A 15,591-nucleotide genomic window follows, 5' to 3' on the forward strand; every position below is an offset into this window, starting at 1 on the left:
GATTTTAGTCAAATAATGAAACAAGCGCAAGAGATGCAAAAAAAGCTTGCAGAAGCTCAAGAAAAATATATTGGGAAAGAGTTTCAAGGTATTTCTGGTGGTGGCAAAGTTTCTGTATTAGTGGAAGTCATAAAAATAGGTAGCTATAAAGCTAAAAAGGTGAACATAGACTTAGAACTTATGAGAAATGAGGAAAAAGATATAGTAGAGGATTTAGTAACAGCAGCGTTTAATGATGCCGTTAAAAAAGCAGAAGAAGATATGGCAAATGCAACTTCTGATCTTGCAGGTATGATGGGTTTACCACCTGGATTTAAACTTCCTTTTTGAATTTACTACTGAAGTTTCTTTTAGTGTAAGTATTTCCTTTCTAATATTTCCAACGCTAGTACTTCTTTGTATAATGCACCTATACTAGCACAGCCCTACGTCATACCGCGATTCATTCCATAGCTGTACGAACATTCATTTTTGAAGACAGCAAATGGCGTCATTCCAGTCTGGAATCCAGCCTTTCCATAATCATTAAAACATTGTATTTTAACATAAAACAGCTATTTTTATGCTCGCCAACTTAATAAAATTCCTGGATCCCAGACTGGGATGACACCCTTCTGGTAGGTCCAAATCACAATGTTCATACAGTTGTGCGCGGTATCTCAGCCGCTAACAAGCAGCGGGATGATGAGGTCTTTCGATAGTAAATCTTACCTGTGTTAGCTATACCAAAAAATCAAAAGTCGTGTAACTCTATTTATTCATTAATAAAATCTTTGTATTCTCCTAAAAGTTAGTTAAAGTATAGAATATTTTGTGTTATTAAGTTAGCACTTGACTTAACTTTAGTTGTTACTTAGACTACTAAAGTGGAATTTTAATTTTTTTACGAGGATAATTATGCATTATAAAAAGTTTTTTTCAGCAGCCGCTTTAGCAACGTTGCTAAGCTTATCAAACTCTGCTTTTTCAGATCCTGTTGGTCCAATAAGTGATGAAGAAACTAGCTACTACATTCGTTTGCAATACAACGGTGAATTTTTACCTCTTTTCACAAAAGTTGATGGTATTACCTATAAGAAAGACAAGAGTGATTACAGTCCATTAAAACCATCTTTTATAGCTGGTGGTGGTGCATTTGGTTACAAAATGGACGACATCAGGGTTGATGTTGAAGGAGTTTATTCATACCTAAACAAAAATGATGTTAAAGATGTAGTATTTACCCCAGCAGATACTATTGCGAACAGTTTAACAGCAATTTCAGGACTAGTTAACGTTTATTACGATATAGCAATTGAAGATATGCCTATCACTCCATATGTTGGTGTTGGTGTTGGTGCAGCGTATGTCAGCACTCCTTTGAAAACCGCTATAAATAATCAAAACAGTAAATTTGGTTTTGCTGGTCAAGTAAAAGCTGGTGTCAGCTATGATGTAACTCCAGAAGTCAAACTTTATGCTGGAGCTCGTTATTTCGGTTCTTTTGGTGCTCACTTTGATAGCGAAACTACTGGTGCAGATAACAAAAAAGTAGTTACCAAAGATGCATACAAAGTTCTTTACAGCACTGTTGGTGCAGAAGCTGGAGTAGCGTTTAATTTCTAGTCTATCTCAGTCTTGTTATCCCAGTGGGTTTTTTCTTGTCATTCAAGTAGCATGACACTGGGGTGGCTTTGTTGCATAGCAGCAGAAAAACTAGTGATTACTGACTAAATTCATTATAGAATGACGATTTAAGGATAAATATGCCACAAAAAGTGAGAGTCAGTAGCCATAGAGAATATAACAAATTTCTAGAAAAAAGAGGAAATATTTTTCATTATGGCATAAAAAAGAAAATTCCTCCGAAAAACAACGCAGCAGAGCATTTATCTACCAAAACAATGGTCATGCAAGAGACTTTGCTTGGATGTGTGATATAATTTAAATTGTAAGGTCTAAAAAATACTAGCATGAATGAAGTGATAACATTTGGTTGTCGTCTAAATTTTTACGAGAGTGAGTTAATCAAAGAAGCATTAAAAAAAGCAGAAAGAAAAAATGTTGTTGTGGTCCATAGCTGTGCAGTGACAAACGAAGCAGAACGCCAAGTAAAGCAAAAAATACGTAAGATCTATAAAAACGACCCAAGTAAAGAAATTATCGTAGTTGGCTGTGCTGTTCAGTTGGATCCAGAAGTTTACAGTAGCATTCCTGGTGTAAGTAAAGTGCTCGGTAATCAAGATAAGCTAAAAGCTGAAAATTACTTACTAAATGACGATAAAATCTTAGTCAGTGATAACCAAGTAGAACCTGTTCTAATTAATGGATTTGAAGATAAATCAAGGGCATTTATTGAAATTCAAAATGGTTGTAATCATAGCTGCACATTTTGCTCAATTACTGAGGCAAGAGGGAATAATCAATCTGTGCCAATAAACAGTATTATAGAGCAAATTAGGATCTTTGTAGAAAATGGATATCAAGAAGTAGTGTTTACAGGTGTTGATATTACTGACTTTGGTACAGATTTGTTTGCTAAGCCGTCACTTGGTTCAATGATTAGGAGAGTTTTAAAAGATATACCAGAGTTGAAGAGGCTAAGACTTTCCTCTATCGATGTTGCTGAGGTTGATGACGAATTAATGGATTTAATAGCTAATGAGTCAAGACTTATGCCTCATTTACATTTGAGTCTACAATCTGGTAACAATTTAATACTAAAGAGAATGAAGCGTCGTCACAACAGGGAACAAGTGATAGAATTTTGTCATAAAATGAAGAGTTTGAGGCCTAATATAGCATTTGGCGCTGATATTATTGCTGGATTTCCAACAGAAACTGATGAAATGTTTCATGATACAGTTGATTTACTGAAAAAAACAAATATAGTTTACCTACATGGTTTTCCATATTCAGAGCGGAAGAATACACCTGCTGCACGAATGCCACAAGTACCAGAGAATGTGCGTAAAGAACGAGTAAAAAATTTAAGAGAAATGAATAGAGAAATGGTGAGTAGCTTTTATCAATCTTTGATAGGCACTGAACAAAGTGTTCTGGTTGAGCAAAATAATGTCGGTAGAACAGAAAATTTTGCATTAGTAAAGCTTGAATCAAAAGCTCAAGCCAAGAGTATTGTGAAAGTTAATGTTAAAGGAGTTGAAAATAATTATCTAATTGGAAATATTCTTTCTTAATTTTTGTACATTAAAGAAATATATGATATAGTCGTTATACTATAAATGATAATTATGGGTTCATTTGTGATAACTAAAATATCTATTACTTTATTTTTGATTTTCATTCCATGTGTCTATTTTTTTATTACTTATATTAGTAATACACACATTGAGCAAGTACAACTCTTAAAACTAGAAACGGACAATAATGAAGATGTAATGCATTCTGAAGAGGTTACTGAGAAAAAAATACTAATAAATGATTTAAAATATCAAGAACTTGAAAGTAGTCCTACTGAACAACCTTCTATTCTCCAAGTAGCTGATCAGAAAAATATGTGGTCACGTATTGCAGATCAGGCTGATAATGAGCAGATTACAAAGGAAAAATCAAAAAAACTTGATTTTTATGTTAGCGCTAACGGTGGTAAGGTATACCATGATAATTCAGAAACATTTGTAAAGGGTATAAAGGCAATAGGGGAGAGAGTCCTAACTTTAGTTGAAAGTCATTATGGTTTTATGATAAAAAATATAGTGGCAAATGAAATTAAAAGTATACAGCAATTTGATGGTAAAATTGATTTCCAGTGGCTCAACAGCATATCTTTAGGTTACTATGCTGGAGAAAATGGCCGAGTTGATTTTGAAACCATGTATTCTAGAGCCAATATTGAAAGTAGTAATTCTTCTCTGGTATTTGATAAATCAGCAAGTATATTTGCGTTTTTGTTAAACTTATATTATAATCCCAGCGTTCAGGATACACAATTTGCTCCGTACATCGGTCTTGGCATAGGGCCAACAGTTTTTAGATTAAAAAGGATTAATGGGTCACCCCAAAGTTCAATGCCACTTAATGTTCCTTGGTTTGCTTATCAAATAAAGCTTGGTATGAACTATTCAATAATCCCAGAAGTAAAAACCTTTCTCGGCTATCGTTACTTTAGCGTTCCGATACCTGTTGCAGATGACATATCCACTCATAATATTGAAGTTGGTTTGATATTTAATTTTTAGTAGTGATTTAATATATATATAAATTCTTATCTTTTCTATCTAACAAACCAAATGTTGGTACGATTGTTGCTTTTAAAAAAAGGACAGTTTCTACTGTTCTAATGTTATTCGCTAGCCTTTTTGACTTCTGATGTGATGTAGCTTTAAAGCTTTGCTTATCTTCTCTATGTTCTATGAGCCCGCCGATTACCATAATTTCACCGCTCTTAATTTTTAACATAGAGTTCATTTCTCTGATTTCAACAATTGGAATGTCGCTATTTAATTTCATTTTACTCTGCTGTGCGATGTACTCTATATCTGGATCTTTAATGTAGCCGTTAATTCTTGATAAAGTTGGATGTATATCCATGAATATTTCACTAGTATCAATGTTAATGCTTGGGTGGATTATTAGCACAACACCTATTGGAACACTATTCATCTTGGTAATTAAGGTCTGATTAGAGTTTCTAGTATCTTTTTGTATATCGGAAGTAAAATAAATATGGTTTTTGGTAAATGAAATCATCGCTTGCTGATTATTTATAGCATGTACTCTAGGGCTTGAAATTACAGTTGAAGCGCCAAATTTGTCTAAATTTTTTACTAAATCTCCTAGATCACTCGCACCAAAGTTCATTGCTAGGTTAATAATTGAGTTATCTTGATTTATTATAGACTTAGTTCCATCGCGTAAGTCATTTAAGTTTATACCAGAAAGATATTTGTCATCTAACACAACTTCAACTATTTTTGCCTCTATCATTACTTGAGAAGACGCTAATTTCTTAACCTTATTAATATATTCTTCAACAGCTTTATGGATATCTTTTCTAGCATTCAAAATAATAACGCCAGCTTCTCTGTTGGATGAAAGGAATTCGCCATCATCCACCCCGTTAACATCCATTATTGCATTCAAGCCTTTTTCTAATGAATTCCATAAGTCACTACTGTATTGAGACCTCATAACATTGTTATAGTTCCTATCAGTGTTACTTCCATCACTGTTAGTAATATTGTTACTAATGACGAAACTGCTTTGAGCAGAATGTTGAATATTAATGAAGTCTGCGTAATAATTTTGCGCGTATGGCAAGTCCTGCTCAATTCTAATTACACCATTGCTTGTTGAGTAACGCAATTTGGCGCTATTTGCTATACTCTGAATTACTTCATTTATATTCTTATCTTTTAGCTTTAAAATAATATTACCTGATATTTTTGGGTCTATATCCAAGTTAACGTCAGAAAGTTTTCCTATCTCAATCAGCAAATCTTTTACTGATACTTCTTCACTAACATTAATAGAAATAAGCTGATTACTGATTGTGAGATCGGGAAACTCTATTGGTAAAGGCATAATTTCTGGTATTGCCGGTTCATTAATCTCCAAAGAGGTGTTGTATTGCTGCAACGAATAATCGTGCTCACCTATATCATGATGATCTTCGTTGCCTATATTAGTGAGATGTTGCTTAGTAGGCAGGTGTGTGCAAGAAATAATGAAGAGGAGTATTAAGCATTTAAAAATAGCCATTAGAACAGCATATAGATCTATACTAATAGATTTCTATAAAAATATTAAAAATGTATTTAATTTCGTTTTCATCCAACAGATAATTGTCATATATTAGCTTGACCTGCACTGCTATATGTTTTTTTGTACACCCCTCTTGTACTTAAATGTAGAGTAAGTTTTCCAGCATAGCCTTAGTTTTTTTATATATTTTACTTCTTTCTCTGTATTTAATAATAGGCTTAAAAATAAATGGTAAGCCTATAATTGTTAAGCTTAGAGCTAGGGTTGAAAGTATACAACAGGCTTTGTGTTTACTATGTAGCTCTTTTAGGTAAAGCATCAAAAATCTACAAAATTTTTTGTAATTTTCTTCAATGTTTTTTTTGCCATGGGCCTTGCTAATGAACATATCTATTGCAGTATGACCGTTATTACACTTAATGTTAAGGTCTGCACCTTTTTCTGTTAACAGCTGAGCTATATCAAAATAATCCTTTTGAACAGCAATATGTAGAGGTGCAAAACCTTGTTGCTCACAAATGTTCATATTGGTTCTAACTTCCAATAACATTTTCACAATTTTTGTATTGCCTTTTTTAACTGCCAGTAGCAAGGGAGTTCTGTTACATCTAGTAACAGCATCAATGTTTACCTTAAGCTTCAATAAGAGCTTAACTGTTTTAGTGTTACCATTATGGCTAGCTTTATGCAGCCTGGCGTTGCCATTAAAATCTTGATCGTTTGCTTCTATTCCCTTTGAAACAAGAAATGTTACCATTTTTCTATTATTATGCTCAATAGCGCAATCCAATGCATCAAAACCATGGTTGTTTTTTGTGCAAAAAAACTCTTTAAGTTTAATTTTATCGTTACTTGCTTGCTGTTTTTTTGCAATAAGCTTTACTATTTGCATTTTGTTGTTATACGCTGCTAGGAAAAGCGTAGTGTTATTTTCTGTATCTTTGGCTTCTATATTTGCACCTTTCTTTATCAGATATTCTATAATTTCTGCTCTGCTATCATAATGTGCGGTGCATTGATAAATGGTTAAAAACAAAGGAGTACGAAAATTGTTATCTTCACATTCGAGATTTGCTCCGCTATCAATTAAAATTTGGACGCTTTTTTTAGAACCGTATAGTGAAGCTATATGAAGAGGAGTATAGCCCTCTTTAGCGTCTTTTTCATTAATTTTTGTGCCTTTTGTTATCAAAAAATCTATTAATTCCGTGTCATCTTGTAGTGCAGGAAGGTGCAGTGGAGTGAATCCATTTTTATCCTTGGAATTAATTGTCAGTTGGTTAACAAAAAGTTTAGCAACTTTCTTGTGTCCATGCATAATGGCATAATGCAGTGGGTTTCTATTTTCGTTGTCTACGACATTAAAATCAGCTTCGTGCTCTAGTAATGACTTTACTCCAACTAAATCGCCTTCTTTTGTGAACTTATGCAAGAGAGTGATTCCACTTGCATCTTTTGAGTTAATATCAAATCCATTTTCTACTAATTGGTTTATATCTTCCTCACGTGCCATATCACTTAAGTCTCTAATTGAACCCTTTTCGCGTTAATAATACTCCTACTTGATTAAGTTTAAATGAATCTGTGAGAAATGGCTAGGATACCTTGCATAACAAACTTTTGGCAGCACGTTGGATGAAACAAAAAAACCACTTGACAAACTCCGCCAGCCCCCTTATTATGACAATAAGGGTATTTATGACTCAAAACTTGTTTTTGACCTGCAGGCTCAATGACAAAATTCAGTAAAAAACTCAGAGTATTTATTGGCGGATTACATAAAATTATAGCGGCTGCATGTCTTTTTTATTTTTTCTACATTCAGCCAAATCGCGCTTAAACTAAGCGTCAGCACATTATTACAGCGCCACTTACAGTAATATAGAGTCAAAACTCGCACCACGGGGCTTCTTTTGCCTTTTTTTTCATTTGGTGAATTTTTTAATATTTGTAGCTAAACGACAGCCGTCATCCCGCTACGTGTTAGCGGGATCTCTTGTTAGCGGATGAGATACCGCGAATGAATCGCGGTATGACGTAGGGCTACAGGTGTCATGCCAGTGCTCCTTTCTCGTCATCCCAGTGCGTGACACTGGGATCTAGCCTTTATTATTTGGTTGAAATTAAGTCTTCTGGATCCAAGTAGTCAGCTACTCGGATGAAAGGAGAAGGGGCTACTCGGATAATACTATTATAGAGTGAACCAGTATCAGCTACTCAGATAACAAAAAAGGATGCTACTGGAATGAAAGGAGAAGAAGGTTACTTAGATGGCAGGAAGAGCTACTTGAATGACGGTGTCGGTAAACTTAGAACTATAATAACTATTTGCCTTTTTTCTACTTAAGTTTGGGTTATGCAAGAAGTCTAATAGAACGAAATATGGAAGACAAAAGATAAGTGCATTCTACGCAGCATCGCTAATTAATAATATCTTTATTATTGTATGAGATAGGTAATTTAGCATTTATGAATTTGTAATGTGTTACGCATAGCTCAAAGAAATAAGGTTTACTGGTTACACACTGCAGCCAATGCCACAACACTAGGATCTATGTTTGTCTGCATGTTAATTTGCGTTGTGATTTTATGGAGGTCTTCTGTTACCTATGCTAGTGAAAATTTGGAGATACAGAAGGCCTTTGATAGTGTTGTCAAGCATATAAAAGCTGATAAAAAATATAAAGATCTTGATGTTATTGAGAGAAAAAGTGATAAATTTAATATCAAAATTGCGCAGAATTCTGGCAAGAGTCTTGACATATACTCTACTTTAAGAAAAGCAAAAGATTCCTTTGAGTCAGGAGATAATGAAACAGCTATTTCTCTCCTTAATCAGATCATCACAAAGTTTCCTTATCATAAAAATGCTTTAATTGGATTGGGAAATATTTATTACGCTAATAAAGAATACAAAAAAGCTGTAGAGATTTACACAAGACTGTTAAAAGAATACCCTAGTAACCCTTACATATTAAAAAATTTTCTGACGATAATCTCACAATATGATCCTGATCTGGCGTTGAGTGAAATGTTGAAATTGTATGATATACATAAAAATTATGCTCCTTTATTAGCAAATTTAGGTCTGATTTATATGAAAAAGGAGGATTATGTAAAAGGTAAAGAGTATATGATAACTGCTATTTCCCTTGATGAAAACAATATTTTTTATACCTATAATTTAGCTGTTATTCTAGATAAACTTTCAGATTTTAAAAATGCTACAATATTCTACTTAAAGTTGTTGAATATGGCTACAACTTCGAAAAACGTGAGTGAAAAAATACCTTTATACAAAGTGACAGCAAGACTAAAATTTATAAAACTCCACAGCACGCACTCAAAGATTTCATAAAAGCTTATAGCTTACCTAAATCTAATTTATCGCTATTTTTGTTTACAATAATAATATTGAGCTATAGAATTACATCTAAAGGGCAATTAGCTCAGCTGGTAGAGCATCTCGTTTACACCGAGGAGGTCGGCAGTTCAAGTCTGTCATTGCCCATTTGCTTAACTGAATGTTAATATTATTAATTACTTCAATCAAAATATAGAAAATGCAGGATAATATAGTACCAATCTCAATAGTAAAAGAGCTGGAAGATTCTTATCTCTCCTACGCAATGAGCGTTATCATAAGCCGGGCTATACCTGACGTGCGAGATGGATTTAAACCTGTTCATAGGCGCATATTATATGCAATGTCAAGGGCTGGATATGATGCTGGTAAGCCATATAAAAAGGCGGCTCGTATAGTAGGGGATGTAATGGGGAAATATCACCCACATGGTGATGCAGCTATTTACGATTCCTTGGTTAGAATGGCCCAAGATTTCTCTCTTCTTTTACCACTTATTGATGGGCAAGGTAATTTTGGTTCGATAGATGGAGATCCACCAGCTTCAATGCGATACACAGAAGCAAGGCTTCAGAAGGTGTCACACTTTTTACTAAATGATATTGACGAAGATACAGTTGATTTTAGGCCAAACTATGATGGAAATGAAACAGAGCCTGTTGTACTGCCTGCAGAATTTCCGAATCTATTGGTAAATGGTGCAAGCGGTGTTGCAGTTGGTATGGCAACCAATATTCCTTCTCACAACCTTGGAGAAATAATAGATGCTTGTATGTTATATATAGATAATCCTGAAGTTACTTTGGATGAGTTACTTGAAGTGATGCCAGGGCCGGATTTTCCAACTGGGGGAACGATTCTTGGAAGGTCTGGAATAAGATCAGCATTTGTAACGGGTCGTGGATCAATTATTGTGCAAGGCAAGACTCACATGGAAGACCTGCCACAAGATAGGCAAGCAATAGTGATTGATGAAATACCTTACCAGGTAAATAAAGTAAAATTAATTGAGAAGATAGGTGAGCTTGTAAAAGAAAAAAGAATTGATGGCATAACAGAAATTAGGGATGAGTCTGATAAGTCTGGTATTAGGGTAGTAATTGACCTCAGAAGAAATGCTGAAGCAAGTTTTATACTTAATCAAATATTGGGACTAACTCCACTAAGAAGTAGTTTTAGTGTTAACACTTTAGTCCTCAACAACAACAGGCCTGCTTTGATGTCATTAAAAGAAATCATAGCTGCTTTTGTTGATTTTAGAAAAGAAGTATTAATCAGGAGAACAGAATTTCGTCTAAGAAAAACGAGGGAAAAAGCTCATATATATATAGGGCTCTACATTGCGGTCTTGAGCATAGATGAAGTGATAAAAATCATCCGTGGTGCAAAAGATCCTGCGGAAGCAAGTAGAGAACTTTTAAATAAAGAATGGAAAACTTCAGCTGAGATAAACACAATTATTGGATTAATCTCAGACAGCATGAGCTTTTTGAGAGACGGAGTGTATAGATTAACTGAGCTGCAAACGAAAGCTATTCTTGACATGAAATTGCAACGTTTAACAGGCCTTGAAAAAGACAAATTAGAAGCTGAGCTAAGTTCAATGATCAACCTGATAAAAGAATATATCGCTTTTCTTGGCTCAGGAGAGAAGTTGATGAAAGAAATAAAAAACAATCTACAAGAAATAAAGAACAGATTTGCTGTGCCGCGAGAAACTTCAATAGAGGAATCAGATACGGACATTGAAGCTGAAGATCTAATTCCACAAGAGGATATGGTGATAACCGTAACTATGAATGGTTATATCAAGCGTGTGAAGCTTTCTCATTATAGAACTCAGCGTCGTGGTGGAAAAGGAAAGCTAGGACAAGGATTAAAAGAAGAGGATGTAACCACAAAATTATTTGTTGGGAATACCCACACTAGCCTTTTATTCTTTTCTAATATTGGCCGGGTTTATAGATTAAAAGTTTATAAGTTACCTCTTGCAGAGCCAACTGCACGTGGAAGAGCACTTGTTAATATATTCCCGCTTAGCGATGGTGAAACTATAACTAATATAATGCCATTACCAAGTGAAAATGACGAAAATCAAAACATAGTTTTTGCTACTGCTCATGGGAACATAAGGCGCAATTCTTTAGCGGATTTTCACTATATTCCAAGCAATGGAAAAATAGCAATCAAGCTCGATGAAGGAGATAAGTTAATATCAGTTAAAGTATGCAATGAAATTGATCATGTTTTTCTTTCAACAAGATTCGGCAAAAGTATCAGATTTGTTGTAAGTGATGTGCGTCAATTTAAAAGTCGCAATTCAGATGGCGTAAGAGGTATCAAACTTGCAAAGAATGACAGCGTGATATCCATGACCATATTAAATGGGATAGGTGTAGCAACAGAAACAAAAGAACTTTACTTAAAAGTTCCACTTGCAAAAAGACTGGGGGCTGCGATTAATAACTCCATTGATTCTAAATTGGAAAAGACTTTCAATGATTTAGGAATAGATAACGAATTATTCTTAAAACTTGCAGTGAATGAGGAGTTTATATTAACTATTACCGAAAATGGCTTTGGTAAAAGAACTTCTGCGTATGAGTATAGAATAACTAACAGGGGTGGTGTTGGTATCACCAATATTCTTACTACCAACAGAAACGGTAATGTTGTTGCTAGTTTTCCAGTTGAGCAGGGTGATAATATCATGCTTATTACAGATAAAGGAAAGTTAATTCGTATTTCAGTAAATGATATCAGAATTGCAGGACGTAGCACTCAAGGAGTCACTCTGTTTAAAACAGAGAGTAGAGAAAAGGTGGTGTCAGTAGGGAAAATTGAAGATCCTGATTCCACTGAAGATAGTATTTCTGAAGTTGAAAACTCTATCTCTTCTCAACTGTAGTACAGGTTAAACAAAAAGCGCAAGTTTTTGTTGATTAATACGCAGTATTTAATTTAAAATATATACTTATGGCTAAGTAGAGATCAATGGACAAAAATTTAACTAAAAATAAAAAAACACTAGCAAACAAAGAGGATAAAAAAACACCTCCCGTTAAAGATCTTACTAAAAATAAGAGTAGGAGAGATTTTATAACATTAACTACATGCGCTATGGCGGGTATAGGAGCTGCAAGTGGACTTTGGCCACTGGTTAAGTCTATGAATCCTTCTGCTGAAGTTCTAGCAACTTCCACAGTGGAGGTGAATTTGTCTGGAATCCAGGAAGGACGCGGAGTAAAAGTAAAGTGGCAAGGTAAACCAGTATTCATTCGTAGACGCACAAAGCAAGAAATTGAGGTTGCAAGAGCTGTGAATGTAAAGAACTTGAGGGACCCTGAGTCAGATGAACAGAGAGTACGTGAAGGAAAAGATGAATGGTTAATCATGATCGGAATATGTACACATCTTGGGTGTGTACCGGTTGACCATGCTACAAGAGATGGTAATGGTTGGTTCTGTCCTTGCCACGGTTCATATTATGATACATCAGGCCGAGTAATTGGGGGGCCTGCACCAAAAAATATGACTGTACCTGATTATTTTTTTCCCAGTGAGAATGTTGTGGTAATTGGCAAGAAGGCTTAACGAATATAAATAAACTCGTTAAAAAAAACTCACAGGATCAACATCTATTATCACTGCAATACTCGAATTCAAGTTACAATTTTTAATCCAACATTTCAGCTTTTTTTGTATGGATAGACTGTGCTTATTGTGTATTTTTAATAATACCCTATACCGATACTTATTATTTAAAAAATTTATTGCTGCTGGTGATGGACCAAGAATTTCAAATTCCTTTTTGTCTACACCTACATTTTTTTCCTGGATACAAGTAGTTGAGCTACTTGGATAACGGAGAAGAGATTTTATTATTTCATTCGCTGCTTTTTGTGTCGCAATCTGATTCTTACCACAAATTATAAGCGCTATTAATCTGCTAAATGGTGGCATTTTGGCTTCGCGTCTTGACTTAAGTTCAATTTCATAAAATGAGTCCCTTTTTTGATGTAGCAATGCTTTTATTATTGAACTTTCAGGATTATTGGTTTGCACTATTACCATTCCTTTTTCATTGAACCTTCCTGACCTGCCTGCAACTTGGTGCAATAATTGATACGTCTTTTCCGCTGCTCTTAAATCAGAATTTTCGAGGCTCAAATCTGCATTTATTACTCCAACCAAAGTTAATTTAGGAAAATTGTGCCCCTTAGCAATTATTTGTGTGCCGATTATAATGTTCACCTCTTCTTTCAGTACCAAGTCAATTACGTTACTAACCGACTTCTGATCGCTGCTTATCATCGCAGTTTTTGCGTTTGGTATTAATTTCACCATTTCTTCAAGTGATCTTTCAATTCCTACGCCATAAAGAGAAAATGACTGTTCACTCTGGCAATCAGAGCATTTTTCTGGGAGTTTTAATTGATAAGAGCAATGATGGCACAAAAGAGCATTTTTTTTCTTGTGATATGTAAGCCAAACAGCACAATTTAAGCAGGAAATTTTATATCCACACTTTTTACAAACTGCCAGTTGTGCATACCCTCGGCGGTTTAAAAAGAGCATAACCTGCTGTTTTTTCTCTATGGTTTGTTTGATGCTTTCAAAAAGCTCAGAGGAGATCCATTGCTTGTTGTTCCTCATATCTACTACTTTAATGAGTGGCAATTCTGCACCACCGAATCGCTTAGTTAGCTTTACATGATTGTAATTCCCGCTTTTAACATGATGAATCGTTTCAAGCAGTGGAGTTGCTGATGATAAAATAATCGGAATATTTTCAAATTTGGCTAAGATTATCGCCATATCTCGAGCATTATATATAATGCCCTGTTCTTGCTTAAAAGATGAATCATGCTCTTCATCAACAATAATCAATTTTAGGTTTTTATAAGGCAAAAAAAGTGCTGATCGTGCACCAATAATTATCTGCGCATTTCCACTTGCTATATTGAGCCAATTATTCCGGCGAGTTTTTGGAGTGAGCCTTGAGTGCCATTCAACTAAGTTCCTTGATATCTGACCGCGAACACGATTTACCAATTGTGAAGTTAAAACAATTTCAGGCAAGAGGATTAGCACTTGTGCATTACCCTCTCCTGGTGTCATTCCAGTGCTTGACACTGGAATCCAGGTTTTGATCGAAAATGTTGTATAGTGCGCTTGTTTACAATCAATTTTGCTGGATCCCAGACTGGGATGACACCCTCTTGGCAGACCCAAATCACAATGTCCGTACAGTTGTGCCTCTGGGCACTGGGATGGTAAAGTCTGAGCAGCATTTGGAACGGCAGTGTAATTCTTAATCAATTGTGCAATCACAGACAAATAAACTTCCGTTTTTCCTGATCCTGTCTCACCGTCAAGCAAAGTCACTGAATATTCGTTCAAATTGCTTATTATTTTATCACTAGCTATCTGCTGTTCAGGGCTTAATTGGCAACTTATTTCACTTATTTCCTGCTTCTGCTTAGCACAAACCAATTTATCTATTTGATTTACTTTTAACACTCCTCCCATTATCACTTTGGCAAGCATACCAATAGGTATTAAATTGTATTGTGCAACCCACTCTGCAAATTCGATCAATTTTGGTCTAATATTTGGTAAATCGATTTTTTGCTCAATAAATTTTAATGCTCGACCACTCTTGTCACTATATTTCCAAACTATTCCGATCAAGCGTTTTTTGCCAAATGGCACCACTACGTAATCTCCAATTGAAACTTCAGTATTTTCTTCAACTACATATGAAAATAACTGATCAATTGGAAGTGGTAGTAATACATCAACTGTTCTTGTCATAGCAGCCTAAGTTTAGCACTGTTTTGAAAATATTCGTTTTGATTTTTTCCTTCAAATCAGGGTCAGAGTTTATTATGCCTTCTATATCTTTCCTAATTTGCTCTGATTGCTCTTTTGCAAATTCTATCTGTTTTTCTATATATTCTCTGGCTTTTCCTGTGGCATCCTGCAAGCGGCACTTGTTTGCATATCGCTTAAATTGCGCTCAATTGTTCTTAGCTCTTTTAATTCTTCTTGCTTTTGTGAAACCATACACTCTTTACCCCATCGTTTTTTGCGATGAATTCAGCATATTTTTCCAACAGTTTTGCATCTAATTTATCGGTTTTTGCAAAGTGATTGCAGGCTTTTGCAAATGCATATGCCCGATTTGGGTGAGCTCTATGAACAGCTATGTTATACAACTTTATCACAAGTTTCTCATAACCTCCTGTTTACACATAACTTAACAAATACGTTAGCCATTTTTGACTTTATAAACTCAGATATAGCTGTCTCTACATTTTCTATACGCTGATGATGATTATGAAAAAGCTGGATTCCAGATTGGAATGACACCATTTGTTGTAAACTCACTTTTTCTTGATTTTTTGGTTTATTTTGTCTACCTATTTTGCCATTCTGCTGAACGGATACATGCGAGTAGCACATCCCTTACTTTGTGGGTATACTTTTTTTGACATGTGGTTATATCTTTTTTAATA

Annotated in this window: 11 protein-coding genes, 1 tRNA gene and 1 pseudogene; 9 read left to right on the plus strand and 4 right to left on the minus strand. The window is 34.8% G+C overall.

Annotation, left to right across the window (positions count from 1 at the left end; all coding sequences use genetic code 11):
- Positions 1-15: 15 nt before the first annotated feature.
- The 5 genes from NHG98_RS00825 (at position 16) to NHG98_RS00845 (ending at position 4,181) form a co-directional block, all read left to right on the plus strand.
- Positions 16-330, plus strand: coding sequence for a YbaB/EbfC family nucleoid-associated protein (locus tag NHG98_RS00825; protein ID WP_041573540.1), 315 nt, complete (start codon positions 16-18; stop codon positions 328-330).
- Between the two features lie 567 nt (positions 331-897).
- On the plus strand, positions 898-1,605 hold the full coding sequence (locus NHG98_RS00830) for an acyloxyacyl hydrolase (protein WP_096617561.1): 708 nt from the start codon (positions 898-900) through the stop codon (positions 1,603-1,605).
- 140 nt (positions 1,606-1,745) lie between these two features.
- Complete coding sequence (locus NHG98_RS00835; RefSeq protein WP_259245442.1) at positions 1,746-1,922, plus strand: hypothetical protein; 177 nt, start codon at positions 1,746-1,748, stop codon at positions 1,920-1,922.
- Between the two features lie 30 nt (positions 1,923-1,952).
- The gene (gene mtaB / locus NHG98_RS00840) at positions 1,953-3,179 is read left to right on the plus strand and encodes a tRNA (N(6)-L-threonylcarbamoyladenosine(37)-C(2))-methylthiotransferase MtaB (RefSeq protein ID WP_096617559.1); all 1,227 of its coding nucleotides are present in this window, start codon (positions 1,953-1,955) and stop codon (positions 3,177-3,179) included.
- Positions 3,180-3,245: 66 nt separating this feature from the next.
- Entirely contained in the window at positions 3,246-4,181 is a 936-nt protein-coding gene (locus NHG98_RS00845; protein ID WP_096617577.1) for a P44/Msp2 family outer membrane protein, read from the plus strand.
- Between the two features lie 7 nt (positions 4,182-4,188).
- Here the strand turns inward: NHG98_RS00845 and NHG98_RS00850 are convergent, their stop codons facing one another.
- Positions 4,189-5,703 carry a type II secretion system protein GspD gene (locus NHG98_RS00850; protein ID WP_096617557.1) on the minus strand — a complete coding sequence of 505 codons (1,515 nt, stop codon included), beginning with the start codon at positions 5,701-5,703 and terminating at the stop codon, positions 4,189-4,191.
- A gap of 142 nt (positions 5,704-5,845) precedes the next feature.
- Positions 5,846-7,219 (minus strand): ankyrin repeat domain-containing protein, encoded by a 1,374-nt coding sequence (locus NHG98_RS00855; RefSeq protein WP_096617555.1) that lies wholly within the window; start codon positions 7,217-7,219, stop codon positions 5,846-5,848.
- Positions 7,220-8,188: 969 nt separating this feature from the next.
- On the opposite strand from NHG98_RS00855, the gene NHG98_RS00860 reads away from it, so the two are divergent.
- From NHG98_RS00860 to petA, 4 genes are all read left to right on the plus strand, one after another.
- A complete protein-coding gene (locus NHG98_RS00860) occupies positions 8,189-9,064 on the plus strand; it encodes a tetratricopeptide repeat protein (protein WP_096617405.1) in 876 nt (291 codons plus the stop codon).
- An 80-nt stretch (positions 9,065-9,144) separates the two neighbouring features.
- Positions 9,145-9,217: transfer RNA gene (locus NHG98_RS00865), tRNA-Val, on the plus strand.
- Between the two features lie 52 nt (positions 9,218-9,269).
- Positions 9,270-11,978 (plus strand): DNA gyrase subunit A, encoded by a 2,709-nt coding sequence (gene gyrA / locus NHG98_RS00870; protein ID WP_259245443.1) that lies wholly within the window; start codon positions 9,270-9,272, stop codon positions 11,976-11,978.
- Positions 11,979-12,064: 86 nt separating this feature from the next.
- On the plus strand, positions 12,065-12,664 hold the full coding sequence (petA, locus tag NHG98_RS00875) for a ubiquinol-cytochrome c reductase iron-sulfur subunit (protein WP_096616863.1): 600 nt from the start codon (positions 12,065-12,067) through the stop codon (positions 12,662-12,664).
- An 18-nt stretch (positions 12,665-12,682) separates the two neighbouring features.
- On the opposite strand, the gene priA is transcribed toward petA, so the two are convergent.
- The gene (priA, locus tag NHG98_RS00880; RefSeq protein WP_096616865.1) at positions 12,683-14,887 is read right to left on the minus strand and encodes a replication restart helicase PriA; all 2,205 of its coding nucleotides are present in this window, start codon (positions 14,885-14,887) and stop codon (positions 12,683-12,685) included.
- Positions 14,888-14,924: 37 nt separating this feature from the next.
- Positions 14,925-15,448: pseudogene (locus NHG98_RS06485) on the minus strand (IS110 family transposase); the annotation flags it as partial.
- Positions 15,449-15,591 lie beyond the last annotated feature (143 nt).

Source organism: Wolbachia endosymbiont of Aedes albopictus (assembly GCF_024804185.1).
Lineage (GTDB): Bacteria > Pseudomonadota > Alphaproteobacteria > Rickettsiales > Anaplasmataceae > Wolbachia > Wolbachia pipientis_B.

What these genes read in the sequence shown, in the direction of transcription:
- NHG98_RS00825 (WP_041573540.1), top strand. Translation starts at nt 16, where the DNA reads ATGAAACAAGCGCAAGAGATGCAAAAAAAGCTTGCAGAAGCTCAAGAA.
- petA (WP_096616863.1), top strand. Translation starts at nt 12,065, where the DNA reads ATGGACAAAAATTTAACTAAAAATAAAAAAACACTAGCAAACAAAGAG.
- NHG98_RS00850 (WP_096617557.1), bottom strand. Translation starts at nt 5,703, where the DNA reads ATGGCTATTTTTAAATGCTTAATACTCCTCTTCATTATTTCTTGCACA.
- NHG98_RS00830 (WP_096617561.1), top strand. Translation starts at nt 898, where the DNA reads ATGCATTATAAAAAGTTTTTTTCAGCAGCCGCTTTAGCAACGTTGCTA.
- mtaB (WP_096617559.1), top strand. Translation starts at nt 1,953, where the DNA reads ATGAATGAAGTGATAACATTTGGTTGTCGTCTAAATTTTTACGAGAGT.
- gyrA (WP_259245443.1), top strand. Translation starts at nt 9,270, where the DNA reads ATGCAGGATAATATAGTACCAATCTCAATAGTAAAAGAGCTGGAAGAT.
- NHG98_RS00835 (WP_259245442.1), top strand. Translation starts at nt 1,746, where the DNA reads ATGCCACAAAAAGTGAGAGTCAGTAGCCATAGAGAATATAACAAATTT.
- priA (WP_096616865.1), bottom strand. Translation starts at nt 14,887, where the DNA reads ATGACAAGAACAGTTGATGTATTACTACCACTTCCAATTGATCAGTTA.
- NHG98_RS00855 (WP_096617555.1), bottom strand. Translation starts at nt 7,219, where the DNA reads ATGGCACGTGAGGAAGATATAAACCAATTAGTAGAAAATGGATTTGAT.